Origin of the sequence: Citrobacter tructae (genome assembly GCF_004684345.1) — a bacterium.
Lineage (GTDB): Bacteria > Pseudomonadota > Gammaproteobacteria > Enterobacterales > Enterobacteriaceae > Citrobacter > Citrobacter tructae.
Genome location: NZ_CP038469.1, coordinates 4,747,035 through 4,772,418, shown reverse-complemented (window position 1 = coordinate 4,772,418; position 25,384 = coordinate 4,747,035). Strand labels below are relative to the sequence as shown.

Annotated in this window: 22 protein-coding genes and 2 pseudogenes; 10 read left to right on the top strand and 14 right to left on the bottom strand. The window is 52.5% G+C overall.

Features of this window, described 5'->3' with window-relative positions; genetic code table 11:
* Entirely contained in the window at window positions 1-1,128 is a 1,128-nt protein-coding gene (gene dapE, locus E4Z61_RS23425) for a succinyl-diaminopimelate desuccinylase (RefSeq protein ID WP_135324792.1), read from the top strand.
* Between the two features lie 27 nt (window positions 1,129-1,155).
* Window positions 1,156-1,356, top strand: a complete 201-nt coding sequence (locus E4Z61_RS23420) for a hypothetical protein (RefSeq protein WP_096756206.1) — start codon at window positions 1,156-1,158, stop codon at window positions 1,354-1,356.
* Between the two features lie 47 nt (window positions 1,357-1,403).
* On the opposite strand, the gene ypfH is transcribed toward E4Z61_RS23420, so the two are convergent.
* From ypfH to dapA, 6 genes are all read right to left on the bottom strand, one after another.
* Window positions 1,404-2,102, bottom strand: coding sequence for an esterase (ypfH, locus tag E4Z61_RS23415; RefSeq protein ID WP_135324791.1), 699 nt, complete (start codon window positions 2,100-2,102; stop codon window positions 1,404-1,406).
* 73 nt (window positions 2,103-2,175) lie between these two features.
* Window positions 2,176-4,191 carry a tRNA(Met) cytidine acetyltransferase TmcA gene (locus E4Z61_RS23410; RefSeq protein WP_135324790.1) on the bottom strand — a complete coding sequence of 672 codons (2,016 nt, stop codon included), beginning with the start codon at window positions 4,189-4,191 and terminating at the stop codon, window positions 2,176-2,178.
* Between the two features lie 15 nt (window positions 4,192-4,206).
* Window positions 4,207-5,073 carry a KPN_02809 family neutral zinc metallopeptidase gene (gene ypfJ / locus E4Z61_RS23405; protein WP_135324789.1) on the bottom strand — a complete coding sequence of 289 codons (867 nt, stop codon included), beginning with the start codon at window positions 5,071-5,073 and terminating at the stop codon, window positions 4,207-4,209.
* Between the two features lie 128 nt (window positions 5,074-5,201).
* Complete coding sequence (purC, locus tag E4Z61_RS23400; protein WP_003835086.1) at window positions 5,202-5,915, bottom strand: phosphoribosylaminoimidazolesuccinocarboxamide synthase; 714 nt, start codon at window positions 5,913-5,915, stop codon at window positions 5,202-5,204.
* Window positions 5,916-6,026: 111 nt separating this feature from the next.
* A complete protein-coding gene (gene bamC, locus E4Z61_RS23395) occupies window positions 6,027-7,061 on the bottom strand; it encodes an outer membrane protein assembly factor BamC (RefSeq protein ID WP_135324788.1) in 1,035 nt (344 codons plus the stop codon).
* Between the two features lie 16 nt (window positions 7,062-7,077).
* Window positions 7,078-7,956, bottom strand: a complete 879-nt coding sequence (gene dapA / locus E4Z61_RS23390; RefSeq protein WP_135324787.1) for a 4-hydroxy-tetrahydrodipicolinate synthase — start codon at window positions 7,954-7,956, stop codon at window positions 7,078-7,080.
* 145 nt (window positions 7,957-8,101) lie between these two features.
* Here dapA and E4Z61_RS23385 point away from each other — a divergent pair, with 145 nt between their 5' ends.
* Together E4Z61_RS23385 and bcp are read left to right on the top strand one after the other, a co-directional pair.
* Window positions 8,102-8,674, top strand: a complete 573-nt coding sequence (locus E4Z61_RS23385) for a glycine cleavage system transcriptional repressor (protein WP_196209498.1) — start codon at window positions 8,102-8,104, stop codon at window positions 8,672-8,674.
* Complete coding sequence (bcp, locus tag E4Z61_RS23380; RefSeq protein WP_135324785.1) at window positions 8,674-9,144, top strand: thioredoxin-dependent thiol peroxidase; 471 nt, start codon at window positions 8,674-8,676, stop codon at window positions 9,142-9,144. The genes E4Z61_RS23385 and bcp overlap by 1 nt, the downstream gene beginning before the upstream one ends.
* Before the next feature lie 52 nt (window positions 9,145-9,196).
* On the opposite strand, the gene iadA is transcribed toward bcp, so the two are convergent.
* The 4 genes and pseudogenes from iadA to E4Z61_RS23365 form a co-directional block, all read right to left on the bottom strand.
* Window positions 9,197-10,360 (bottom strand): beta-aspartyl-peptidase, encoded by a 1,164-nt coding sequence (gene iadA, locus E4Z61_RS23375; protein ID WP_135324784.1) that lies wholly within the window; start codon window positions 10,358-10,360, stop codon window positions 9,197-9,199.
* 11 nt (window positions 10,361-10,371) lie between these two features.
* Window positions 10,372-10,494, bottom strand: a pseudogene (locus E4Z61_RS24235) (hypothetical protein); the annotation flags it as partial.
* Window positions 10,487-10,698: pseudogene (locus tag E4Z61_RS24445) on the bottom strand (hypothetical protein); the annotation flags it as partial. The pseudogenes E4Z61_RS24445 and E4Z61_RS24235, both read right to left, overlap by 8 nt.
* 166 nt (window positions 10,699-10,864) lie before the next feature.
* Window positions 10,865-11,929, bottom strand: a complete 1,065-nt coding sequence (locus E4Z61_RS23365) for an AI-2E family transporter (protein WP_135324783.1) — start codon at window positions 11,927-11,929, stop codon at window positions 10,865-10,867.
* A 226-nt stretch (window positions 11,930-12,155) separates the two neighbouring features.
* Between E4Z61_RS23365 and bepA the strand changes: the two genes are divergently transcribed.
* A complete protein-coding gene (gene bepA, locus E4Z61_RS23360) occupies window positions 12,156-13,619 on the top strand; it encodes a beta-barrel assembly-enhancing protease (protein ID WP_135324782.1) in 1,464 nt (487 codons plus the stop codon).
* Window positions 13,620-13,632: 13 nt separating this feature from the next.
* Window positions 13,633-13,992, top strand: coding sequence for an arsenate reductase (glutaredoxin) (gene arsC / locus E4Z61_RS23355; RefSeq protein WP_135324781.1), 360 nt, complete (start codon window positions 13,633-13,635; stop codon window positions 13,990-13,992).
* 35 nt (window positions 13,993-14,027) lie between these two features.
* Here the strand turns inward: arsC and E4Z61_RS23350 are convergent, their stop codons facing one another.
* The 3 genes from E4Z61_RS23350 to upp all read right to left on the bottom strand — a co-directional run bounded on the left by E4Z61_RS23350 (window position 14,028) and on the right by upp (window position 16,835).
* Window positions 14,028-14,729 carry a DnaA inactivator Hda gene (locus E4Z61_RS23350; RefSeq protein ID WP_240703890.1) on the bottom strand — a complete coding sequence of 234 codons (702 nt, stop codon included), beginning with the start codon at window positions 14,727-14,729 and terminating at the stop codon, window positions 14,028-14,030.
* A 95-nt stretch (window positions 14,730-14,824) separates the two neighbouring features.
* Window positions 14,825-16,114 (bottom strand): uracil permease, encoded by a 1,290-nt coding sequence (gene uraA, locus E4Z61_RS23345; RefSeq protein WP_135324779.1) that lies wholly within the window; start codon window positions 16,112-16,114, stop codon window positions 14,825-14,827.
* Between the two features lie 94 nt (window positions 16,115-16,208).
* The gene (gene upp, locus E4Z61_RS23340) at window positions 16,209-16,835 is read right to left on the bottom strand and encodes a uracil phosphoribosyltransferase (RefSeq protein WP_096756189.1); all 627 of its coding nucleotides are present in this window, start codon (window positions 16,833-16,835) and stop codon (window positions 16,209-16,211) included.
* Window positions 16,836-17,283: 448 nt separating this feature from the next.
* On the opposite strand from upp, the gene purM reads away from it, so the two are divergent.
* From purM to ppx, 4 genes are all read left to right on the top strand, one after another.
* Window positions 17,284-18,321 carry a phosphoribosylformylglycinamidine cyclo-ligase gene (gene purM / locus E4Z61_RS23335; protein WP_135324778.1) on the top strand — a complete coding sequence of 346 codons (1,038 nt, stop codon included), beginning with the start codon at window positions 17,284-17,286 and terminating at the stop codon, window positions 18,319-18,321.
* Window positions 18,318-18,962, top strand: a complete 645-nt coding sequence (gene purN, locus E4Z61_RS23330; RefSeq protein ID WP_135324777.1) for a phosphoribosylglycinamide formyltransferase — start codon at window positions 18,318-18,320, stop codon at window positions 18,960-18,962. Before purM ends, purN begins: the two co-directional genes overlap by 4 nt.
* 216 nt (window positions 18,963-19,178) lie before the next feature.
* The gene (gene ppk1, locus E4Z61_RS23325) at window positions 19,179-21,245 is read left to right on the top strand and encodes a polyphosphate kinase 1 (protein WP_135324776.1); all 2,067 of its coding nucleotides are present in this window, start codon (window positions 19,179-19,181) and stop codon (window positions 21,243-21,245) included.
* A gap of 4 nt (window positions 21,246-21,249) precedes the next feature.
* Entirely contained in the window at window positions 21,250-22,791 is a 1,542-nt protein-coding gene (gene ppx / locus E4Z61_RS23320) for an exopolyphosphatase (protein ID WP_135324988.1), read from the top strand.
* Here ppx and E4Z61_RS23315 read toward each other — a convergent pair.
* Window positions 22,771-25,041 (bottom strand): bifunctional diguanylate cyclase/phosphodiesterase, encoded by a 2,271-nt coding sequence (locus E4Z61_RS23315; RefSeq protein WP_135324775.1) that lies wholly within the window; start codon window positions 25,039-25,041, stop codon window positions 22,771-22,773. The genes ppx and E4Z61_RS23315 overlap by 21 nt on opposite strands.
* Window positions 25,042-25,384 lie beyond the last annotated feature (343 nt).

Genomic DNA, 25,384 nt, shown 5'->3' with positions numbered 1-25,384 from the left:
ATGTCGTGCCCGGTTATTGAGCTGACACAGCAGCTTATTCGCCGTCCTTCCCTGAGCCCGGATGATGCCGGGTGCCAGGCGTTAATGATTGAACGCCTGCGCGCGGTAGGTTTTACCGTTGAGCGTATGGATTTTGGTGACACACAGAATTTTTGGGCATGGCGCGGACAAGGTGAGACGCTGGCATTTGCCGGTCACACTGACGTAGTGCCTGCCGGCGATGTTGATCGTTGGATTAATCCGCCATTTGAACCGACGATCCGCGACGGCCTGCTGTTCGGGCGTGGCGCTGCCGATATGAAAGGCTCGCTGGCGGCGATGGTTGTCGCAGCCGAGCGCTTCGTCGCCCAGCATCCTAACCACAAAGGCCGTCTGGCGTTTTTAATCACCTCAGACGAAGAAGCCAGCGCTAAAAATGGTACCGTTAAGGTGGTCGAAGCGCTGATGGCCCGCAACGAGCGGCTGGACTATTGTCTGGTCGGCGAGCCGTCCAGTACGGAAATCGTTGGTGACGTGGTTAAAAATGGGCGTCGGGGTTCACTGACCTGCAACCTGACCATTCACGGCGTGCAGGGTCACGTCGCCTACCCGCATCTGGCCGATAACCCGGTACACCGCGCCGCGCCAATGCTGAATGAACTGGTGACTATCGAATGGGATCAGGGCAATGAGTTTTTCCCCGCTACCAGCATGCAGATTGCCAATATTCAGGCGGGAACCGGCAGCAACAATGTCATTCCAGGCGAACTGTTTATCCAGTTCAACTTCCGTTTCAGCACCGAATTAAACGATGAAATGATTAAATCCCGGGTGCTGGCGCTGCTGGATAAGCATCAGTTGCGTTACACCGCCGACTGGTGGCTATCCGGTCAACCGTTCCTGACCGAACGCGGTAAACTGGTGGATGCGGTGGTGAACGCCATTGAGCACTATAATGAAATTAAACCGCAGTTACTGACTACAGGCGGGACTTCCGACGGGCGCTTTATTGCCCGCATGGGGGCGCAGGTAGTAGAACTTGGGCCGGTCAATGCCACCATTCATAAAATTAATGAATGTGTTAATGCCGCCGACCTGCAGCTGCTTGCCCGTATGTATCAACGTATCATGGAACAGCTCGTCGCCTGATGAGTGTTCCTGCAAGAGGAAATAAGCATGGACTTGCTGGCAAAGTATTGGTGGATTTTAGTGCTGGTGTTTCTGGTAGGCGTACTGCTGAATGTGATCAAAGATCTCAAGCGCGTTGACCATAAGAAATTTCTCGCCAATAAACCAGAGCTTCCCCCACATCGTGACTTTAACGATAAATGGGATGACGACGACGATTGGCCGAACAAAGACCAACCTAAGAAGTAAGTACAATTTAAAAGCCCGGAAAATCATTTCTTTTCCGGGCTTTTCGTTTAAATCATCTCAATCACATCATCATCGTGAGGCGTACCGCCACTCAGCGCTTCATCGAAGTAGTGCTTCGGTACGGTAAAACGCAAATGATCGAGCGCAAACTGCATGCTGCGATCGTCAATGGCGTGGCCCAGGTCGTCGACGATATCCAACGTCACATCCCCACCGGCGCGAATTAACGCTTCCTGCGCTGAGACGGCGTGAGACAGCTCAATGACCCGATCTTCCCCACCGTGAATCAAATGCACCGTTGTTGCTGTGGTTGCAACCTCCGGCAAGCTGGCGTAGCGGCCATTGAACGCAATCACCCGCGATGCCAGCCCCGGTTCAGCCTTGATGCTCTCAAGCGACATAATCGCCCCTTGCGAAAAACCAATCAGCGCGGTGGCCTGAGGGGAAACGCCGCTCTGTTTTTGCCAGTAGCGAACGGTTTCGATAAACACCGGCATGATAGCGTCAACACGCTCCTGACGGTTCTGTTCCGTCACATCCTGTACTGAAAACCACTGACGCCCCCCGGTAGGACCGTAAGGCTCCGCCCCACCGATGCTGACAATCAGCGCATCCGGGAACAGCGGCGCGAACCAGGAACCAATTTCGCCCATGGCTACCGGGTTATCGCCGACGCCATGAAACAGCAGCAGTAGCTGTTGAGCGGGTTTATCGGGGCTTTGAACAACAAAATGGTCATGTTTCATGGCGATCTCCTTAACTGATAAGAGTGATTCTACGCCGCTTAATCGCAATGACCATGCCAGGAAATTGAAGAAGTTAGTGAAAAAATTGCCATTGCATAATGCGATTCTGTAGCCGTTGCGTCCGGGCCGCATCCAGCAGGGCTAACGCCTGTGCCACCTCAGCGCGCTGAACCAATAACAGCGCTTTACGACCAGACACCTTCAGTCGTTGGCACAGTTCAGCATCGCTGCACCTCTCGTCCACACGTCCGCGCAATGCAGGGAGAGGGAGCTCGCTGCACTGGAGCAGACGACTCAGACAGCCTAACGAGGTGAGCAACGGTCGATGCGCAAAGGCAAATCCGGCCAGCACCTGCCAGTCGTCATCATTAAGCGTAGCCTCTTTCAGCGGCCTTATCGGGAGGGCTTCGCCGTTCCACAGCGCCAAAACGTCAGCATCACGACGCAAGTGCAGGTGCTCTGTTGCGGCCAGGCGTTTTCCAGACTCACTGATCGGCAGTAGCGCCATTGCGGTATAGCACCCGCTGCTGGCTTCCCGGTGGTTGCCCATTCGCACCAGCACAAAGCCGCAGCGCTGCCAGAAGCGCCATAGCTCGGTCGTATAACCAAAACTAACAGACAGGTAGTCGCACAGTGAAGAGTGTTGATGGGCCTGTTCAATCAACTGTTGCCCAATACCTTCCCGTTGGCGGGCTGGGTGGACCGCAATACGACTAACCCGACGCCCAACGAGCGTCGCCGCCAGCGGATCACCGCCATGCGCAGCCAGCGACTGCGCCACCAGATTTCCTCTGGGCCGACGATACCCGGCCCAAACGGCCTGGCTGAGTTCAGCGGATAATCCTCCTTCGTCCACCAGCCATACAGCACCCGCCACCGCGTCAGCCGTCGAGGCCTGCAGAAAATGCTGACCAGGCGCATCCATCATCCGACGGAGATCGAGCGGTGAAGTGCGGTAATGCGCCCCGGAAAGTAGCTGATAGACCGCCAGAGGCAAATGCGGATTGCAATGCCAGGCGTTCGACTCAAAGGCAGAGAAGTGGATATTGCCCTGAGGGGGATGCGAAAAGGTTTCGTCGTCGAACACCAGCGCCTCGCTGACGATTTTTTCCAACGGGCACCCCAGTGCCCACCTGATGGGCTGCTGCAGTTCATAACGCTGAAGGTTGGGGAAACGCGCGCAGAACTTCAATAAGAACCCCCTGCCGGTTCCCTCGTAGCCCTGAACGGTGGTGGTCAACAGCACGCGGGGAAAACGTGAAACCAACTGATGTAACAACGGGGCGGGGATGGCGGCAGCTTCATCCACGATCAGCCAGTCAGCGGTTTCGCTGCCGGTTAATAGCGCGTCTGGTGCAATAAAGCGATAACGTTCCCCGGCAAATTGCGCCAGCACATCCGTCGCCGCTTTTGCCGGTGCGGTGACAATGGCCCTTTCCTTCATACGTGATATTAACTGCCCGGCCAGCGCGGATTTGCCCCGCCCGCGCGCGGCGGTCACCGTTGCCACGCCGGGAGGCATATCCAGCAATTGCTGTAAAATTACCGCCTGCTCTGGCTGAGGTTCGCCGTTAGCTGGCCGCCAGTCAGCGCGCTCGGGAAAATACACCGGCACAAACGGCTGATGCTGCTGCCAGTGCAGGGTTTGTCCATCACGAGCAATCACCCGTTTGAAGTGTTCGACAAAGTGCGGTGTGGGGATAGGTTCGGCGCAGTCGCTCCAGCGCAGTGAATCTACGTCAGGATGCATTTGCCAGTCCAGCCAGGGAGGGGTCAGCAGCACCAGCCAACTCCCGGCACGCAGCGTGCCGCTTAAGGCGGCAAATGCCGCGGCGTCAAATCCCTGCAGGGCGTCAAAAATCGCATGGCGAAATTCGCGCCCCAGCAACGTTTGTAACGCCTGCGGCGTGCAGCACGGCTCGGCGGAGGCCGTTGCCCCCACCCATAGCCAGTCGCCGGGTAATGTGCTTCGTAGCGCAAACGCCCGTTCCTGAGGCCAGGAACCCTCGCCGCTGATAATCAGCAGACGACGGATCCCTTCCCGGGCCATTTGTTCGGTTAACGCATTCAACGCTGTGTTGTCAGACATCCCTGCCTCAAGATCTTAAATGCCTTTGTCAAAGGTATTACATTGCGCCGGGTCGCCACTATCAAAACCACGTTTGAACCAGCTATAGCGCTGCTCAGAGGTGCCATGCGTAAAGCTGTCCGGCACCACGCGTCCTTGCCCCTGCTGCTGCAGACGATCGTCACCAATCGCCTGGGCAGCATTCAGCGCCTCTTCCAGATCGCCTGTTTCCAGCACGCCCTGCTGCTGCATACTGTGACCCCAGACGCCAGCAAAGCAATCGGCCTGCAGCTCCATACGCACGGAAAGACGATTTACTTCAGCCTGGGAGGCGTTCTGCTGCTTCTGGCGAACTTTCGGTTCTATGCCCAACAGCTTCTGCACGTGGTGGCCGACTTCATGTGCAATGACATAACCCTGAGCGAAATCACCGTCAGCGCCCAGCTTGCTTTTCATGTCATCATAGAAGGAGAGATCGATATAAACGGTGCCATCGGCAGGGCAATAAAACGGGCCCATCACAGACTGCCCCGCACCGCAGCCGGTACGCGTCACGCCACGGTACATTACCAACTTAGGCTGCTGATAGGTGCGGCCCATTTTTTCAAATTGTTGTCCCCAGGTATCTTCGGTCGTGGCGAGGATCACCGAGGTAAATTTCGCCGCCTCATCATCATTCGGACTGATGGAGCGCGTTGACTGCTGCTGCGAAACGGGTTGACCGGTCATTAACCCGGTGAGATCTACGCCATAATACCCCGCCACCAGTACCACAATCAGCAGGATGATGCCGCCTTTACCGCTTGGCAAACGAAAACCCGGCCCACCCATAGAAGGTCCGCCGCCCGAGCTATTACGTCTGTCGTCTACATTGTCGCTTTCGCGACGCCCTTGCCAGCGCATAATCACCTCAACTTTTATTCATTATGATGATGATCGTAGGCTGTTCGGAACAGGATTACCATAAGAAACAGTAATCAAATAAGGGAGGAATTGATGAGCCGGAGAGCGATCGCCGGCTCGAAGGAGGATCAGTCTAACTTCACACCCAGGCGATGTGCGACGGCTTCATAGGCTTCGATCAGGCCGCCCAGACTCTGGCGGAAGCGATCTTTGTCCATTTTATCCAGCGTTTCTTTGTCCCACAGACGGCTACCGTCTGGAGAGAATTCATCACCCAGAACAACTTCACCTTTATACAAGCCAAACTCAAGTTTGAAGTCGACCAGAATCAGACCTGCATCATCAAACATTTTTTTCAGCACGTCGTTGGCTTTGTAGGTCAGCTCTTTCATCCGTGCCAGATTCTCTTTGCTCACCCAACCAAAAGTTTCGCAATAGGAATCGTTAATCATGGGATCGTGCATAGCATCGTTTTTCAGGAACAAATCAAACAGCGGCGGATTCAGTTCAATACCTTCCTCAACGCCTAAACGCTTCACCAGGGAACCTGCCGCGCGGTTACGCACCACGCACTCAACCGGGACCATTTCCAGTTTTTTCACCAGACATTCGGTATCGGATAGCAGTCGCTCCATCTGGGTCGGAATGCCCGCTTCTTGCAGTTTGGTCATAATGAAATGGTTGAACTTGTTGTTCACCATGCCTTTACGATCGAACTGTTCGATGCGCGCGCCATCCCCTGCTGACGTATCATTGCGGAATTCGAGCACCAACAGGTCCGGGTTTTCCGTGCTGTATACGGTCTTCGCTTTACCACGATACAACTCAGCTTGCTTTTGCATCTTTATTACTCCTGGGTGTGAAATAACGATAAATATTGCGTTTTTCTGCCGACGCACACGTTTGCGTATCATATCAGAAAAAAAGGGCTGGAGTTATCCAGCCCTTTATTTTTACTTACTGAATGCAGCCTGGAAGACGGCAACCAGCGCGTCGTTCTGGCTTTGCGTCAGGGTATGCCCCTTCGGATCGATAAACTGCATGCTGCTGCGGTTGTCTAAATCACCGACCTGCAGTTTGTAGTCACCGGATACCAGACCCGGATCGCTCGCGCCCAGTTCCTGCCAGTTGCTGTCAGACAGTGGTTTGTAAGTCACGGCGATGCTGCCCTGAGAACGGGTGCTGTCGGTTACTTTCATGCCCACTTTCTCAAGCGCTGCTGGCAGACGCTGCCACACCACGTTGAACGGTCCGCGTACCACCAGCATCGGCAAGCCGGTGTCATCAGCGGCACTCTGAACATCCATAGTGGCGGCAGAGCGGTTCTGCGCAGCATTCGCGGCGTCGGTGGCGGTCTTATCCAGACCCGCAGAGATAACGTTCATCATCTCAGCGCTGTAGCGCTGCATGGACGCGGCATCTGCCACCGGCTTACCAGCCTGCTCGAGGTTAACCAGTTTCACCGTTACCGCCTGCTGATAGCCCTGCGGTTTAACCGAGATTTGATAACGTCCGCGATACTGCTCGTCTTCATCAAGACGGTTCCAGTCAACCCAATCGGTGGTCAGTGTCTGGCTGGCATCATCACGTTTGGTAATGGTGTAGTTTTTAGCCTGAATCACGCTGACGACCTGTGGCCACAGCGTGTTACCACGACCATTTTCCACCAGTAACGTTGCAGTATCACCGGCGATCTGGGTACGTGCGCCGCTGACTAATGCTAACGGCTGAGCCGGTGGACGAATATCCAGCGCTTTGCCGACGGCACCGCTGCCGTTGGTCACCGGGATATTATAATCACCGGTTGTTACCGGCAAAATCATCCCAGCTGGCGCGTGAAGCTCAGCAAGCGGTGCGGCCTCCAGATAGGATTCATCACCGCTCACCTGGCGCTTATAGCGCGAGTCAGAACTACAGGCCGCGAGCAACATAACTAGCGAAACACCCGCAACCTTGGCCAGGCGCGACTTTTGTACTGAGTAAGCCATCAAATCTCCCTAAACTTTACAGCAAACCGGCATGCTGAAGCGCCGCTTTGACGATATCACGAGCATTGTCCGTGATTGGCGTCATCGGCAGACGTAGCGTATCGGTCGCCACAAGACCCAATTCCTTACATGCCCATTTCACTGGGATAGGATTGGGTTCGACAAATAGTTTGTTGTGTAACGGCATCAGGCGCTGGTTAATCACCCGCGCCTCGGCAAAGCGCCCTTCAGCCGCTAGTTTGCACATTTCAGCCATTTCACGTGCCGCTACGTTAGTGGTAACGGAAATCACACCATGACCACCGAGCTGCATAAAGTCCAGCCCGGTCGCATCATCACCGCTGAGCAAAATAAAATCGTCTGAAACCAGCTCTTTGATCTGGTGAACACGACTTAAGTTCCCTGTGGCCTCTTTGATAGCGACAATATTTTTAACCTTCGCCAGACGACCAACGGTTTCAGGCAGCATATCGCAGCCGGTACGGGACGGCACATTATACAGAATTTGTGGCAAGTCAGTATGTTCAGCGATGGCTTTGAAATGCTGGAACAAACCTTCCTGGGTTGGGCGATTGTAGTAAGGCGTCACCGTCAGGCAGCCGACAATACCGCTGTCGTTAAAACGCTGCGTCAGACTAATGGCTTCTGCGGTCGCATTAGCGCCGGTTCCGGCAATCACCGGAATACGCCCGTCGGCCAGCTCCAGCGTCATCATCACCACATCGGCATGTTCATCATGACTCAGCGTGGCGGACTCACCGGTGGTGCCAACCGAAACGATCGCCGAGGTGCCGCTGGCGACATGATAATCAATCAGTTTTTTCAGGCTCGACCGGCAGACTTTACCTTTCTCATCCATCGGCGTAATAAGCGCGACAATACTTCCCGTGAACATGGGCCATCCTCTGTGCAAACAAGTGCCTCAATGGTACGTTTGGTACGACAATAAAAGCAAGCGACCAGAGCCCTTCTGATTGTTGTATGCATGTTTTTTTTATGCTTTCCTTATGATTACCTCACCGCTCAAAGGAAGAACAGGTTTGACATCGTCATCGCAACACTATCTGGTCATTACTGCGCTGGGTGCCGACCGCCCAGGAATTGTGAACACCATCACTCGTCATGTCAGCAGTTGTGGCTGTAATATTGAGGACAGCCGACTGGCCATGCTGGGTGACGAGTTTACGTTTATCATGCTGTTGTCTGGCACCTGGAATGCCATCACCTTGATTGAATCAACCTTGCCGTTGAAAGGCGCAGAGCTGGATTTATTGATTGTGATGAAGCGAACGACCGCGCGTCCCCGTCCTGCGATGCCCGCCACGGTATGGGTGCAGGTTGATGTCCCCGACTCTCCCCATTTGATTGAGCGCTTTACCGCCCTTTTCGACAGTCACCAAATGAATATTGCCGAACTGGTTTCTCGTACCCAACCGGCTGAGAACGAAAAGGCTGCACAGCTGTTTATTCAAATTACCGCACATAGCCCTGCGTCACACGATTCGGCAAATATTGAGGATGCGTTTAAAGCACTCTGTACAGAACTCAATGCGCAAGGCAGTATTAACGTCGTCAATTACTCACAGCATGATGAACAAAATGGAGTTAAGTAATGAACCCACTGAAAGCCGGTGATATCGCACCGAAATTTAGCTTGCCGGATCAAGACGGAGAACAAGTAAATTTAACCGACTTCCAGGGACAGCGTGTTCTGGTTTATTTCTACCCGAAAGCCATGACGCCCGGCTGTACCGTACAAGCCTGTGGCTTACGCGATAACATGGATCAGTTAAAAAAAGCAGGCGTTGAAGTGCTGGGGATCAGCACCGATAAACCTGAGAAGCTTTCTCGCTTCGTGGAAAAGGAAGTGCTTAACTTCACGCTCCTGTCCGATGAAGATCACCAGGTCTGCGAGCAATTTGGCGTCTGGGGAGAAAAGTCATTTATGGGTAAAACCTATGATGGCATCCACCGCATCAGCTTCCTGATTGATGCCGACGGTAAGATTGAGCATGTGTTTGATGATTTCAAAACCAGCAATCACCACGACGTGGTGATGAACTGGCTGAAAGAAAACGCCTGATGTACGTTGTGCCGGATGAGGCTTTTACGCCGCCATCCGGCACAACCGCTATCTACTCAAACGTCCCCTTAACACACGCTTTCTTCTCTTTCACCACGGCGTTGCCCTTCGCCCACAGGTGATAAACCTCCAGTGCGTCATTAAGTACCAGAATGTCCGCATCGCATCCCACAGCCAGACGTCCTTTATGCTCCAGTCCCAAAAATTCTGCGACCGTACGCGTCAGCGGACACAGCGCCTGTTCCAGCGGCACGGCATGAACCCTCACCAACTGGCGCAGCGTTTCGGCCAGTGATTCAAATCCAGCCACGCCAATGCCCGTCAGATTCCCATGTTCATCAAACTCCGGCTGACTACCGTTACCGTCCGAGCTCAGAGTAATACGCGACAGCGGGACTTCGTGACGCAGCGCCGTGGCGATAGCCGTTGCCGGGTCGACGGGCTCATCAATGCTGCTGGTAATGTCGATATAGCCGCCTTTGCGAGCAAAGGCTAACGCCGCCTGAAACAGCGGTTCCGCGCGGTTAACATGTGTCGGCAGTAGCTTGGTGATCGGCACATCCGAATGCGCGAGGATGTCATACAGCGGCTCCAGCATGTGCGGGCTGTCGCCCATATGGAAGACGCTGATCCCCGGCTTGCGCCCTAACAATCCGCCAACACGCGACTGCGCCGCCATGTTCGCCAGCGCCGAGGTAGTCGGCGCAGAGGAACGATGGTCCGAAACCGCACATTTCACCCCAATAACCTTGTCGATCAGCGCCACGTCGCGATCGATACTACCGGTGATGGTCGGGGAAGGCAGAGAGTACGCCCCAGTCAGCATCCAGGCGCTGATGCCTTCAAACTCCAGCGCACGGGTTTTCGCCAACAGCGATTCCGGGTGACGAGTCATTCCGTCGGTGCCCAGCAATCCCACCACCGAGGTGACGCCGGCCTCCACCAGGCGCGACAAGCGAACTTCCGGGGTGCGGGTATGCGGCCCAGCCTCCCCGCCGCCGCCAATCAGATGGACGTGCTGATCGATAAATCCCGGACAGACAATAGCCCCGTCAAGATTGATACACTCACAGCCAGGAAAGTCTTCTGCCGGGATAGACGGCGCGATGGCGACAATTTTGCCACCAGAGACCAGAATATCCTGTTGTCCCAGATCTTCAGGCGCATAAACGTGTCCACGTTGGAACAACGTCAAATTAAGAATTGAACAGTTCATAACCTTCCTTGTCAGGTAATAACCTGCATAACCCAAATAGAGAGCAGCGCATTAATCACGCTTACTGCAATAATAAGCGGGTAATAGCGGGGATGCCCCCCCGCCGTTCCCAGACAGCGTCCGACATTTTGCACCCATACCGCCGGTACCGCGAAAAGAGACCGCCGTCTCGCCCGCCGCGTTTATCTTCCCAAATGCTCCGTTGAGGAGGGTGAAATCAAACACCCGCCACCACTCGGTACTTTTCGAAAACATGCCGAAAAAAAGGTGATAGTGACGAAAAAGGCGAGATAGCCAACTCATCCCACTTTTTGTTGCATGTGCGTATTGTGACCCATTTCTTTCCCCTGTTGGTCTTATTCCTTGCGTGACAAAAAGACATCACATTGGTCAAGTTAAAGACAAACACTGAGAAAAACGACATCCGGAGAGATTATTTAGAAAGTGTGTACAGAGGTCAGACAAGTTCAGCTCCGGCGACATTGCGCCGCCGGAATTTGCCAATTACGGTTCATCAACCGTCTGGCCATCAGGCCAGGCATGCACCACCGCTTTGATTAACGTCGCCAGCGGAATGGCAAAAAATACGCCCCAGAATCCCCACAGACCGCCAAAAATGACGACTGACAGAATAATCACCAACGGATGCAAGTTTACAGCTTCAGAGAACAGTACCGGGACCAGTAAGTTACCGTCCAGCGCCTGAATAATCAGGTATACGGCAAAACAGCTCCAGAACTCGGTCCCGAGACCAAACTGGAACAGCGCCACGCCGACCACCGGAATGGTCACCACAAAGGCACCTATATACGGGATCAGGACCGAAAACCCGACCAGCACCGCCAGCAACAGAGAGTAGTTGAGGCCAAACATCAGGAAGCCCAACCATGTCGCTACGCCGACCACGACCATTTCCAGCACTTTGCCGCGAATATAGTTGGTGATTTGCTGGTTCATTTCTTTCCACACCTGCCCGGCCAGACCACGGTTACGTGGCAGCACCCGACGTACGGCATTCAGCATCTGGCTTTTGTCTTTCACCAGAAAGAATACCATCAGCGGAACGAGAACCAGATACACCGCCAGCGTCAACAATCCGACCAGCGAGGCTAACGAATATTTCACCACGGAATCGCCCATATTAAGCATTCGCGCGCGCATATTCTCTGCCATCGCATCAATGATGCCAGCATCCATCAGCGCCGGATACCGTCGTGGCAAGGTGGCGGCAAAATCAGACAGCTTATTGAGCATACCGGGCATATCACGAATCAGGTAGATCCCCTGCTGCCACGCAACCGGCATCACCACAAACGCCATCAACAGCAGAATACCGACAAACACCACCAGCACAATGGATGTCGCCCAGCGTCGGGAACAGCCAATATTTTCCAGCCGCACAGTGGGCCATTCCAGCAGATAGGCCAGCACAATGGCAACCAACAGCGGCGCTAACAGCCCACTAAAGAAGAAAAGGATGCCAAAACCAGCAACCAGAATAATCAGCAGGGCGATGGCTTCGGGGTCGCTAAAGCGGCGGCGATACCATTGCATCAACATTTCGAGCATAAAACCCTTCCATGAACCCAATAGCGGGATTGCGATCCCGAATTGTATCGAAATGTCACAAAAAAGACTTCGCTTTTTATTGTTGTTTACGCAAAGTGAAAAGACATTTTTCCTGGGTGTTCATCGTCAGATTTCGCAGTTACACTCACATAGCTGGCAGAGGATGAACGATACTTCACAGCATTGGTCAAATGGCTATCTCAAAAAAGAATACAGGACAGAGGTTATGTTCAGGCAGTTGAAAAAAAACCTGGTTGCTACCCTCATTGCTGCACTGGCCCTCGGTCAGGTCGCGCCCGCATTTGCTGACACTGCGGACACCCTACCGGATATGGGAACCTCAGCAGGAAGCACGCTTTCCATCGGACAGGAAATGCAGATGGGCGATTATTACGTGCGCCAGCTGCGCGGCAGTGCGCCGTTAATTAACGATCCTTTGCTGACTCAATACATTAATACTCTGGGGATGCGTCTGGTCGCACACGCAGACTCCGTCAAAACCCCTTTCCATTTCTTTTTGATTAATAACGATGAAATAAACGCCTTTGCCTTCTTTGGCGGCAACGTGGTGCTGCACTCTGCGCTTTTCCGCTATTCCGATAACGAAAGCCAGCTGGCGTCGGTAATGGCGCACGAAATTTCTCACGTCACACAGCGTCACCTGGCGCGCGCTATGGAAGACCAAAAACGCTCTGCGCCGCTGACCTGGGTTGGCGCGCTGGGTTCTATTCTGTTGGCGATGGCCAGCCCGCAGGCGGGGATGGCGGCACTAACAGGTACGCTGGCAGGCACCCGCCAGGGGATGATCAGCTTTACGCAACAAAATGAACAGGAAGCAGATCGCATCGGTATTCAAGTCCTGCAACGTTCAGGGTTTGATCCGCAGGCCATGCCGACGTTTCTGGAAAAACTGCTCGATCAGGCACGCTATTCCACACGCCCGCCTGAAATTCTGCTGACGCACCCCCTGCCAGAAAGTCGTCTGGCGGATGCGCGTAACCGTGCTAACCAGATGCGTCCGACGGTGGTGCAATCCTCGGAAGATTTTTACCTGGCAAAAGCGCGAACCCTGGGCATGTACAACTCGGGTCGCAACCAGTTGAGCAGCGATCTGCTGGATAACTGGGCAAAAGGAAATGTCCGTGAACAGCGGGCAGCGCAATATGGCCGGGCGTTACAGGCAATGGAAGACAGTAAATACGATGAGGCGCGTAAAGCGCTGCAGCCGCTGCTGACAGCCGATCCGAACAATGCCTGGTACCTTGATCTGGCTACCGATATCGATCTCGGTCAGAAGAAAACCAGCGATGCCATTAACCGCCTGAAAAACGCCCGCGATCTGCGCGTCAATCCGGTATTGCAGCTTAATCTGGCTAATGCCTATTTGCAGGCTGGTCAGGCCAAAGAAGCAGCAACCATCCTGAATCGTTATACGTTTAATCATAAAGATGACGGTAACGGCTGGGATCTGTTAGCGCAAACAGAAGCGACGCTGAATAACCGCGATCAGGAACTGGCGGCGCGCGCGGAAGGATATGCGCTGGCGGGACGTCTTGACCAGGCAATTTCTATGCTCAGCAGCGCAAGCTCGCAGGTGAAGCTGGGGAGCCAGCAGCAGGCCCGATACGATGCCCGTATTGATCAGCTACGCCAGCTACAAGAGCGCTTTAAACCGTATACGAAGATGTAATCAGGAAACAACAATGACTGACGCGATTAAAATCTACCATAACCCACGTTGCTCAAAGAGCCGTGAGACGCTGGAATTACTGAAATCTAACGGTGTGAAGCCGGAAGTGGTGCTGTATCTCGACGCCCCTGCGGACGCGGCAACCCTGCGTAATCTGCTGCAAATGCTGGGCATGTCCAGCGCGCGCGAGCTAATGCGCAAGAAAGAAGATCTCTATTCGTCGCTCAATCTGGCGGACGGTAGTCTGAGTGAAGAGGCGCTGATTCAGGCGATGGTGGAAAACCCGAAACTGATAGAGCGCCCGATTGTGGTCGCCAACGGTCAGGCACGAATTGGGCGTCCACCGGAGCAGGTGCTGGAAATCATCGCTTAACCTGGAGCTTGCCGCAGTCTTTCCGGCTGCGGTGCTTACAGTTTCAAAATCTCTTTGACGAACGGAATGGTCAGTTTGCGCTGAGCGCTGATTGACGCATGATCCAGTTGATCCAGCGTCATAAACAAAGTACGCATTTCGCGATCCAGACGTTTTAGCAGGAAGCGGCCCACGTCTTCCGGCAGTTCGAACCCGCGCAGCCTGGCGCGTAATTGCAATGCCTGAAGCTTATCTTCATCCGAGAGCGGTTGAAGCTTGTAGATTTGTCCCCAGTCCAGACGAGAAGCCAGATCCGGCAGTCCGAGATTCAACTGCCTTGGTGGACGATCGCCGGTGATCAGCAGGCGGGTTTTCCCTGATTCCAAGATGCGGTTGTAGAGATCGAAGATCGCCATTTCCCACAGGTCATCCCCGGCCACGCATTCGATGTTATCGATGCACACCAGCGATAAATGCTCCATGCCATCAAGCACTTCCGGTACAAACCACGTGCGCTTATCCAACGGGACATAACCTACCGCATCACCGCGCTGAGAAAGCTCGGCGCATGCTGCATGCAGCAAATGGCTACGGCCCGCGCCTTCACGCGACCAGAGATAGATATACCCGCTATGCTCCTGACGCAGCACGTTTTGCAGCGCGGCCAGTAAAGAGGAGTTATCCCCCGGCCAGAAACTTGCGAAGGTTTCATCGTCAGGAAGATAAAGTGGCAGAGAGAGCTGTGCCGGTGTGTTCAGAGATACCTCAACCCAGGATTTCATAAAATCGCGTTGAGTTTACCACAGAAATACGTCGTGATAGAACCGGGCAGCATTGCTGCCCGGTCAGAGACTTAGTGTTGCGGGCTGTCAGCATCTTCAGCGTCGAGGACAACTTCTTCCGGGCGCAGCAGGCTGATTACTTTGAAAATCAGGCTCAGACAAACGCCGACAATGGTCGCCAGCGCCATCCCTTTCAGCTCAGCGGCTCCGATGTGAACCTTCGCACCGCTCACACCGATGATCAGAATAACCGACGTCAGGATCAGGTTTTGCGCTTTGTTGTAATCGACTTTTGATTCGATTAACACGCGGATACCCGACGCACCAATCACCCCGTAAAGCAGCAGCGAGACTCCGCCCATGACCGGCAGCGGGATTATCTGGATCGCGGCGGCCAGTTTACCCACACAAGAGAGCAGAATGGCAAAAATTGCCGCCCCGCCAATCACCCAGGTACTGTACACGCGGGTAATCGCCATCACGCCGATGTTCTCACCGTAGGTGGTGTTAGGTGTCGAACCAAAGAAGCCGGAGATCACCGTCGACAGACCGTTGGCGAACATCGAACGGTGCAGACCGGGATCGCGAATCAAATCTTTCTTCACGATATTGGCCGTCACCACCAGGTGTCCTACGTGTTCAGCAATCACCACCAGAGCAGCAGGCAGGATAGTCAGAATAGCCACCCATTCAAAGCGCGGCGTGTAGAAAGTCGGCAGGGCAAACCAGTGAGCCTCGGCAATCGGCGTGGTGTCCACGACGCCCATCACGAAGGAAAGCGCATAGCCCGCCAGCACACCAATCAGAATAGGGATAATCGCCATAAAACCGCGGAACAGTACCGAACCAAATACCGTTACACCCAGCGTCACCATCGAGATGATAATGGTTTTAGAATCCGGCATTTGTCCTTCGGCAGGCAGCAAACCCGCCATCCCCGCAGCGACACCCGCCAGCTCCAGGCCAATGACGGCAACGATTGCGCCCATTGCCGCAGGCGGGAACATCACATCCAGCCAGCCGGTTCCTGCTTTCTTGACGATGAAAGAAACCAGACAGAACAGCACGCCACACATAATAAATCCGCCAAGTGCCACTTCATACCCTAACGGCAGCAGCAGCAGTACCGGAGAGATAAAGGCGAAGCTGGACCCCAGATAGGCAGGGATTTTCCCCTTACAAATAAAGAGATACAGTAACGTACCAATGCCGTTGAACAGCAGGACGGTAGCCGGGTTGATATGAAACAGGACTGGCACCAGTACCGTGGCGCCAAACATGGCGAACAGGTGCTGCAAACTAAGCGGGATTGTCTGTAAAAGCGGCGGTCTTTCACTCACCCCGATAGCACGGCGCGTCATAGTGTTTTCCTCTGAGTATTGTGTGAGTTGCGATTGGGTTGTTTTATTCAAAAAAAAGCCGACTCTAAAAGTCGGCTTCTTTTTATTTATTCATTTACTTGGTACCAAAAATCTTATCGCCGGCATCGCCGAGTCCCGGAATAATGTATCCGTGCTCGTTCAGCCCCTGGTCGATAGATGCGGTATACAGCTCAACATCCGGGTGCGCTTTTTCCAGTGCGGCGATACCTTCCGGCGCCGCAACCAGGACCAGCACTTTAATGCTGCTGCAGCCTGCGTTTTTCAGCAGATCAATAGTGGCGATAACGGAACCGCCGGTTGCCAGCATCGGGTCAACGATCAGCGCCATACGCTCATCGATGTTAGAAACCAATTTCTGGAAGTACGGAACTGGCTCCAGCGTCTCTTCGTTACGATACATACCGACAACGCTGATACGCGCACTCGGGACGTTTTCCAGGACGCCTTCCATCATGCCCAGACCCGCACGCAGGATCGGCACAACGGTAATTTTTTTACCTTTAATTTGGTCAACTTCAACCGGACCGTTCCAGCCCTCAATGGTCACCTTTTCGGTTTCCAGACCAGCGGTTGCTTCATAAGTCAGCAGACTGCCAACTTCCGAGGCGAGTTCACGAAAGCGTTTAGTGCTGATGTCGTTTTCACGCATCAATCCCAGCTTGTGTTTGACGAGTGGGTGTTTGACTTCCACGATCTTCATACTCTTCTCCTTTCCTCAGACGAGTGGCAACCACAAAAAAAATCGCCGGATTATACCGCTTTTCCTCTCTGGCGCAACACTGCATACGCTTGATATGGATCAACCAAAGTCATTTACGTCTGGAATATGAGTATAAAACACGCCCCATATGATTGGCTTAGATGATTATCAGCACATTGTATTTTATAAAAATTTATCGTTACCCTGAGTGGTGCATTGATACCCTAAAAAAGATTTCTTAGGCGCACGTGCTAATGCTCCGCCGCCGCCATTATTTTAGGCTGATACGAAGCCAATGCCGCCCAACGGCGCGTAACAATGACGTAAAACGCTGAAAAAACCGACAGAAAAAAGTCGATACAGAGCAGACTCGCAAACGTTTGCTTTCCCTGTTAGAATTGCGCCGAATTTAACTTTTACTGCAAGTAAACACGTGGGGAACCAGGCAGTGACCGATAAAACCTCTCTTAGCTACAAAGATGCCGGTGTTGATATTGACGCAGGGAATGCTCTGGTCGATCGAATCAAAGGCGTAGTAAAGAAAACCCGCCGCCCGGAAGTTATGGGTGGTTTGGGTGGCTTCGGTGCGCTGTGCGCATTGCCGCAAAAATATCGTGAACCGGTACTGGTTTCCGGCACTGACGGCGTAGGAACAAAACTGCGTCTGGCGATGGATCTGAAGCGCCACGATACCATCGGCATTGACCTGGTGGCGATGTGCGTCAACGACCTCGTGGTTCAGGGTGCTGAGCCGCTGTTTTTCCTCGACTACTACGCCACGGGCAAACTGGACGTCGATACCGCAGCCAGCGTGATTAACGGTATTGCCGAAGGTTGCCTGCAGTCCGGCTGTGCGCTGGTCGGTGGCGAGACCGCTGAAATGCCGGGGATGTATCACGGTGAAGATTATGACGTGGCCGGTTTCTGCGTTGGCGTGGTCGAGAAATCAGAAATCATCGACGGCTCAAAAGTGGCTGATGGCGATGTGCTGATTGCGCTGGGTTCCAGCGGCCCGCATTCCAACGGTTATTCTCTGGTGCGTAAGATCGTTGAAGTCAGCGGCTGCGACCCGGAAACAACCGAACTGGATGGTAAATCACTGGCCGATCACCTGCTGGCACCAACCCGCATTTATGTGAAATCAATTCTGGAACTGATCGAGAAGGTTGATGTGCATGCTATTGCACACCTGACCGGCGGTGGTTTCTGGGAAAATATCCCGCGCGTCCTGCCAGATAACACCCAGGCGGTGATCAACGAATCCTCATGGCAGTGGCCAGCCGTCTTTAACTGGCTGCAAGCGGCGGGTAACGTCAGCCAGCATGAGATGTATCGCACCTTCAACTGCGGCGTAGGCATGATTATCGCCCTGCCGGAAGCAGAAGTGGAAAATGCCCTCGCCCTGCTGAATGCAAAAGGTGAAAACGCGTGGAGAATCGGTATCATCAAAGCATCTGATTCCGAACAGCGTGTGGTCATTGAATGAAAAACATTGTGGTGCTCATTTCCGGCAACGGAAGCAATTTGCAGGCGATAATCGACGCCTGCAAACACAAAAAAATCAATGGCACCGTACGCGCAGTATTCAGTAACAAGGCCGACGCGTTCGGCCTTGAACGTGCGCAAGAAGCCGGTATTCCGGCTCATTCGCTGGAAGCTGGCCAATTTACCAGCCGTGACGCATTCGATCGCCAACTGATACAAGAAATTGATGCCTATGCACCTGATGTCGTCGTGCTGGCCGGGTATATGCGCATCCTCAGCCCGGCGTTTGTTGCCCACTACGCCGGTCGTTTGCTGAATATCCACCCCTCTCTGTTGCCCAAATACCCCGGCCTGCATACGCATCGCCAGGTGCTGGAAAACGGCGATGAAGAGCACGGGACCTCCGTTCATTTTGTCACTGATGAACTGGATGGTGGGCCGGTTATTCTCCAGGCGAAAGTACCGGTGTTTGACGGCGATAGCGAAGATGACGTGACGGCCCGCGTGCAGGCGCAGGAACATGCCATCTATCCGCTGGTGGTCAGCTGGTTTATCGATGGTCGCCTGAAAATGCACGATAACGCAGCCTGGCTGGACGGTAATCGCCTCTCACCACAAGGCTATGCGGCCGATCACGACTGACAAATCTGCAATGCCGGAACTATCCGGCATTGCAGCACCTGATTGCCGGATGGCAGACATCAATGTCTTATCCGAACTACGGTACGTCTCTCCCCCTTTCTCTTTGCTATCAGACGGTTTATTGTCATATCTTTCTGGCACAGTTGGACATCTGAGAGCAATGCTCGCCATAATGATCATGTAGTGTCCCGTGAATGAAACGGAGTAAAAGTGGTAATGGGTCAGGAAAAGCTATACATCGAGAAAGAACTGAGCTGGTTAGCATTCAACGAACGCGTCCTGCAGGAAGCTGCTGATAAATCAAACCCGTTGATTGAACGGATGCGCTTTCTAGGCATCTATTCCAATAACCTCGACGAGTTTTATAAAGTTCGTTTTGCCGAACTTAAACGCCGCATCATTATTAGCGAAGAGCAGGGTTCTAACTCTCACTCCCGCCACCTGTTAGGCAAAATCCAGGCCCGCGTGCTGAAAGCCGATCAGGAATTCGACGGCCTGTACAATGAATTACTGCTGGAGATGGCGCGCAATCAAATATTCTTAATCAACGAGCGCCAGCTGTCTGTGAATCAACAGAGCTGGTTACGTCATTACTTCAAGCAATATCTGCGCCAGCACATTACGCCGATCTTGATTAACCGCGAGACTGATTTAGTCCAGTTTCTGAAAGATGACTATACCTATCTGGCCGTGGAGATCATTCGCGGTGATACCATTCGCTATGCGCTGCTGGAAATTCCTTCCGACAAAGTTCCCCGTTTTGTGAATCTGCCACCGGAAACTCCGCGCCGCCGCAAACCGATGATCCTGCTAGACAACATCTTGCGTTATTGCCTTGATGACATTTTCAAAGGGTTCTTTGATTACGATACGCTGAACGCTTATTCGATGAAAATGACCCGCGACGCCGAATATGATTTGGTGCACGAGATGGAATCCAGTCTGATGGAGCTCATGTCGTCCAGCCTGAAGCAGCGCCTGACTGCGGAGCCTGTGCGCTTTGTCTATCAGCGTGATATGCCCAATGCACTGGTCGAAGTCCTGCGTGAAAAACTGACGATCTCCCGCTACGATTCAATCGTCCCCGGCGGGCGTTACCATAACTTTAAAGACTTTATTAATTTCCCCAACGTTGGCAAAGCCAACCTGGTGAACAAGCCGCTGCCTCGCCTCCGCCATATCTGGTTTGATAACGAGAAATTCCGTAACGGATTCGATGCGATCCGCGAGCGCGATGTGCTGCTCTATTATCCGTATCATACTTTTGAACACGTACTTGAACTGCTGCGTCAGGCCTCGTTTGACCCGAGCGTACTGGCAATAAAAATCAACATTTACCGCGTGGCAAAAGACTCCCGTATCATCGACGCGATGATCCATGCTGCTCACAACAGTAAAAAAGTGACCGTGGTCGTGGAGCTGCAGGCGCGCTTCGATGAAGAAGCCAACATTCACTGGGCCAAGCGTCTGACCGAAGCGGGCGTTCATGTCATCTTCTCCGCACCGGGTCTGAAAATTCACGCCAAGCTGTTCCTTATCTCGCGTAAAGAAGGCGATGAGGTTGTACGCTACGCCCATATCGGTACCGGGAACTTCAACGAAAAAACGGCGCGGTTGTACACCGACTACTCGTTGCTGACCGCCGATTCGCGCATTACCAACGAAGTACGTCGGGTGTTCAACTTTATCGAAAACCCCTATCGCCCGGTGACTTTCGATTATCTGCTGGTCTCACCGCAGAACTCACGGCGTCTGCTGTACGCGATGATTGACAAAGAGATCGCCAATGCGCAGCAAGGACGCTCTTCCGGCATTACGTTAAAACTGAATAACCTGGTCGATAAGGGTCTCGTTGACCGCCTCTATGCGGCGTCCAGTTCGGGCGTGCCGGTTAATTTGCTGATCCGTGGCATGTGCTCCCTGATCCCCAATCTGGAAGGCATCAGTGACAACATTCGCGTTATCAGCATCGTTGACCGCTACCTTGAACATGACCGGGTCTATATCTTCGAGAACGGTGGCGATAAACAGGTGTACCTGTCCTCTGCGGACTGGATGACGCGAAACATTGATTATCGTATTGAGGTGGCCACGCCGCTGCTGGATCCACACCTCAAGCAACGCGTACTGGATATTATCGAGATCCTGTTCAGCGATACGGTAAAAGCCCGTTACATAGATAAAGAACTGAGTAATCGCTACGTGCCACGAGGAAACCGCCGTAAGGTTCAGTCACAATTGGCGATTTATGACTACATCAAATCACTCGAGCAACCTGACTAAAGATATGCCAATACACGACAAGTCACCACGACCGCAGGAGTTTGCTGCGGTCGACCTTGGTTCAAACAGTTTCCATATGGTTATTGCCCGCGTGGTTGATGGAGCAATGCAAATTATCGGGCGGCTGAAACAACGCGTACATCTGGCAGATGGACTCGGCGAAGACAATAAGCTGAGCGAAGAAGCCATGGAGCGCGGGTTAAGCTGTTTGTCATTGTTCGCGGAACGTCTGCAGGGCTTTCCCCCATCAAGCGTCTGTATTGTGGGAACCCATACGCTGCGTCAGGCGCTAAACGCCACCGATTTTCTCAAGCGCGCGGAAAAGGTCATCCCCTACCCGATTGAAATTATTTCCGGTAACGAAGAAGCTCGACTGATTTTTATGGGCGTTGAACATACCCAGCCGGAGAAAGGCCGTAAGCTGGTGATCGACATCGGTGGTGGTTCCACCGAACTGGTGATCGGTGAAGATTTCGAACCCAAACTGGTCGAAAGCCGTCGGATGGGCTGCGTCAGCTTTGCCCAAATGTATTTCCCGGGCGGCATTATCAACCGGGAAAACTTCCAGCGCGCCCGTATGGCGGCGGCACAGAAGCTGGAAACCTTAACCTGGCAGTTTCGTATTCAGGGCTGGAACGTGGCTCTAGGTGCCTCTGGTACTATCAAAGCAGCGCACGAGGTGCTGCTGGAGATGGGTGAGAAAGATGGTTTCATCACACCCGAACGCCTGGAAATGCTGACCAGTGAAGTCCTGAAGCACACCTCTTTTGCAGCGCTCAGTATGCCGGGGCTGTCCGAGGAACGAAAGGCGGTATTTGTCCCTGGCCTGGCTATCCTGTGCGGCGTTTTTGATGCACTGGCTATTCGTGAACTTCGACTTTCTGATGGTGCGCTTCGTGAAGGCGTGCTGTATGAAATGGAAGGCCGCTTTCGTCACCAGGACGTGCGCAGTCGTACCGCCAGCAGCCTGGCGAACCAGTACAACATCGACAGCGAACAGGCGCGACGCGTACTGGAAACCACCATGCAAATGTACGACCAGTGGCATGCGCAGCAGCCGAAACTGGCAAACCCGCAGCTGGAAGCGTTACTCAAATGGGCCGCGATGCTGCATGAAGTTGGGCTGAACATCAACCACAGCGGTTTGCATCGCCATTCTGCCTATATTTTACAAAACAGCGACTTACCCGGTTTTAACCAGGAACAGCAGCTAATGATGGCGACATTGGTTCGTTATCATCGCAAAGCAATTAAGCTGGACGATCTCCCTCGCTTTACGCTGTTCAAGAAGAAGCAGTTCCTGCCGCTCATCCAGTTATTGCGTCTGGGCGTCTTGCTGAATAATCAGCGTCAGGCGACGACAACGCCACCGACGCTCACGCTGATTACGGACGAGAGCCACTGGACCTTACGCTTCCCGCACGACTGGTTCAGCCAGAACGCGCTGGTATTGCTCGATCTGGAAAAAGAGCAGCAATACTGGGAAGGCGTAACGGGCTGGCGGCTTAAAATTGAAGAAGAAAGCTCACCCGATATCGCCGCGTGAGTCTTCAGCAGGTGCCAGGGCTTCTGGCACCTGTTCTTCGAGAATCTCATTCAACGGCATCGGTTTGCCTATCAGATAGCCCTGCATGTAATCAATTCCCAAAGAAATCACCGCACTGCGTATCTCTTCACTTTCGACATACTCCGCCACCACCATCATTCTTTTCATGCGCGCCAGGTGACAAATCGACGCCACAATTTGGTAGTCGAGGCTATTTGAAACAATATTACGAATAAAGCTGCCGTCAATTTTTAGAATATCGGCACTCACATTTTTCAGCCGTGCATAGCTGGCATAACCGGTTCCAAAATCATCGATCGCAATCTGGCAACCGAGTAGCTGCAGTTGTAGCAGCGTTGCCTGCGCCTGTTCCGCATTGGTTAAGGCATTGCTTTCCGTTACCTCAAATACCAGCTGCCACGCTTCTATCTGATACCTTTCCAGCAATTGAGCGATATCGGTCGGCAACCTGGCTCGGCACACTGACGTGGGTGATAAATTGATGGCAAAGCGACGTGCAGGCATCCTTGCCTGATTCTGAGCCATATATTTCAACGTATTTTCAATCACCCACAGATCGATGCTGGAGGACAAGCCAAACTCATGTGCGACAGGTAAAAAACAATCTGGCGTAATAATTTCATCGTCATCCCCTTTCAAGCGCAGCAGGATTTCATGATACACATCCCCACGCACACCCAAAATTGGCTGCGCCATCAGGAAAAAGCGATCGTGCTCCAGCGCCTGCTGTAGCCGGTTCATCATCACCACTTTATCTTTCAGATCTCGCTGTAAGTGTACGGCACCACGACGTTGCAGATTTTCTGGTGCGTTGGTTGCAAGCGAGAGATCGGCAATCGTACTCAATTCACCTAATAACAGGTATATATGGTTCACCGGAGAGCGAACATAGCAATAGCTCACCCCTACCTGCGGCTGTAAAGGCATACCATCCCAGATGAAACGAAATTGCTTAATATGCTTATCCAGCAACTCGATGCGCTGCTGGTGCGACTCGGTATTCAGACGCAAGACCAGATCGTGCCCGGACATCTGGTACACACTTTCATCCGGTGCCAGTAATTCAGTTATCCACTGAGAAAGTTTCTGCTTGTACTGGATCCGCAGCATAACACCATAGTTTTTCCCGAGCAGTTCTAAGCCCGGCACGCGTAAAAAACAGAGTGCAGACCACGGAGCGCTTTTTAGCGACCGGTTTAACGAACGAAGGTTGGGAAGGTGAACAACGGGGTCCAGATAAGCAAGGCGGCGGGCGCGAGCGCTGACAATCCGCTGGCGTGTCGCCAGTACTGACATATAACTCACAATAAAAGAAAAAACCAGGTAACTTGACGACGTTATCGTAAGCTGGGCATCGTAGCCTGAATACCAAGGAATATAACGCTGATAATAATGAATCGCGGTAATAAGTACGACCGCCCATATCAACGAAATGAATCTATAACCGTAACGCATTGCTCCCCATAACATGACAGGTAGCAATAGTGACAATGTATAATTAGTGCTAAATATTGAGCTATTTTCATTTAATGGCATACACAGCAATACCATTAACGTAGTCAATATTATCAACCAGATAATGAACTCTTTTTTTGTTACTTTACTATCAAACTGCAGTTTTAACTGAGAAAAATAGCCACGCAGATGCAGTGGATTGCGCAGGGTACGAATAATAAAATAGCACAGCGGGACGCCGACGAGATTCCCTACCAGTAATGCCTGATAGTTAATGAGCGTACTGACATTAAATGGCATAACACCCGTCATGCCAGATTTGCTCTCATACACCCCCACAAACGCAGCAAACTGAAAGAGCACCAGGAACAACGTTGCCGGGCAGAACACCTGCCAAAATATACGTTGGAACATCAGATGTGAGTCGCCATGGGCAACATTGTTGCGCCGGGGAGCAAATACCTTATATCCACCCCAACTGAGCACAATGGTTACCACAAAGTGCGCAATAACTGAGAGTGATTCGTACAACCCAACCTGCGAGTATTTATACCAGGAAATAGCAACAACAATTCCTGGCAAGGCTGCCCAGCCAAAAAAAAGCATCAAGCTTATCATCAACGCTAAAGGCAGATAAAAAAGAATAACAGTACCGGTACTAATATGTGCGTAAGTATTCGCACAGCTCAATAAGGGTAGCAGCAAGGAAGGTAAGATCAGGGGTAATGCCCACCACTTATCTCTAATACTAATATAGTTTTTATTAATTTTCATAGATGCTCAGTAGAGTCCCTCACATCCTGAAGGGGAATTCAGACAGGTTTCCCACCTGACTTTAAAGCTGCGATGTACAGCACATCACAATGACTCGTTGATTTTAGTTATCACTTGAGGAGGGCGTTTGATATATATCAAGAAAAATATTACTCATTAATCATTTATTACCTTTTTTCTCTTTTGTTATCGTTAACCCATTATTAATGCAAATAATAAAATTATCTTTCATAACATAAGAAGATAAAACAACTGATGCATTTTTACATAATGATGAATTGACCATTCCCTCACAGTGTGCCTTAATGTAATCATCGCCCATCGTTGGGCACACTTGAAGGAA

What these genes read in the sequence shown, in the direction of transcription:
- dapE (WP_135324792.1), top strand. Translation starts at nt 1, where the DNA reads ATGTCGTGCCCGGTTATTGAGCTGACACAGCAGCTTATTCGCCGTCCT.
- E4Z61_RS23420 (WP_096756206.1), top strand. Translation starts at nt 1,156, where the DNA reads ATGGACTTGCTGGCAAAGTATTGGTGGATTTTAGTGCTGGTGTTTCTG.
- ypfH (WP_135324791.1), bottom strand. Translation starts at nt 2,102, where the DNA reads ATGAAACATGACCATTTTGTTGTTCAAAGCCCCGATAAACCCGCTCAA.
- E4Z61_RS23410 (WP_135324790.1), bottom strand. Translation starts at nt 4,191, where the DNA reads ATGTCTGACAACACAGCGTTGAATGCGTTAACCGAACAAATGGCCCGG.
- ypfJ (WP_135324789.1), bottom strand. Translation starts at nt 5,073, where the DNA reads ATGCGCTGGCAAGGGCGTCGCGAAAGCGACAATGTAGACGACAGACGT.
- purC (WP_003835086.1), bottom strand. Translation starts at nt 5,915, where the DNA reads ATGCAAAAGCAAGCTGAGTTGTATCGTGGTAAAGCGAAGACCGTATAC.
- bamC (WP_135324788.1), bottom strand. Translation starts at nt 7,061, where the DNA reads ATGGCTTACTCAGTACAAAAGTCGCGCCTGGCCAAGGTTGCGGGTGTT.
- dapA (WP_135324787.1), bottom strand. Translation starts at nt 7,956, where the DNA reads ATGTTCACGGGAAGTATTGTCGCGCTTATTACGCCGATGGATGAGAAA.
- bcp (WP_135324785.1), top strand. Translation starts at nt 8,674, where the DNA reads ATGAACCCACTGAAAGCCGGTGATATCGCACCGAAATTTAGCTTGCCG.
- iadA (WP_135324784.1), bottom strand. Translation starts at nt 10,360, where the DNA reads ATGAACTGTTCAATTCTTAATTTGACGTTGTTCCAACGTGGACACGTT.
- E4Z61_RS23365 (WP_135324783.1), bottom strand. Translation starts at nt 11,929, where the DNA reads ATGCTCGAAATGTTGATGCAATGGTATCGCCGCCGCTTTAGCGACCCC.
- bepA (WP_135324782.1), top strand. Translation starts at nt 12,156, where the DNA reads ATGTTCAGGCAGTTGAAAAAAAACCTGGTTGCTACCCTCATTGCTGCA.
- arsC (WP_135324781.1), top strand. Translation starts at nt 13,633, where the DNA reads ATGACTGACGCGATTAAAATCTACCATAACCCACGTTGCTCAAAGAGC.
- uraA (WP_135324779.1), bottom strand. Translation starts at nt 16,114, where the DNA reads ATGACGCGCCGTGCTATCGGGGTGAGTGAAAGACCGCCGCTTTTACAG.
- upp (WP_096756189.1), bottom strand. Translation starts at nt 16,835, where the DNA reads ATGAAGATCGTGGAAGTCAAACACCCACTCGTCAAACACAAGCTGGGA.
- purN (WP_135324777.1), top strand. Translation starts at nt 18,318, where the DNA reads ATGAAAAACATTGTGGTGCTCATTTCCGGCAACGGAAGCAATTTGCAG.
- ppk1 (WP_135324776.1), top strand. Translation starts at nt 19,179, where the DNA reads ATGGGTCAGGAAAAGCTATACATCGAGAAAGAACTGAGCTGGTTAGCA.
- ppx (WP_135324988.1), top strand. Translation starts at nt 21,250, where the DNA reads ATGCCAATACACGACAAGTCACCACGACCGCAGGAGTTTGCTGCGGTC.
- E4Z61_RS23315 (WP_135324775.1), bottom strand. Translation starts at nt 25,041, where the DNA reads ATGAAAATTAATAAAAACTATATTAGTATTAGAGATAAGTGGTGGGCA.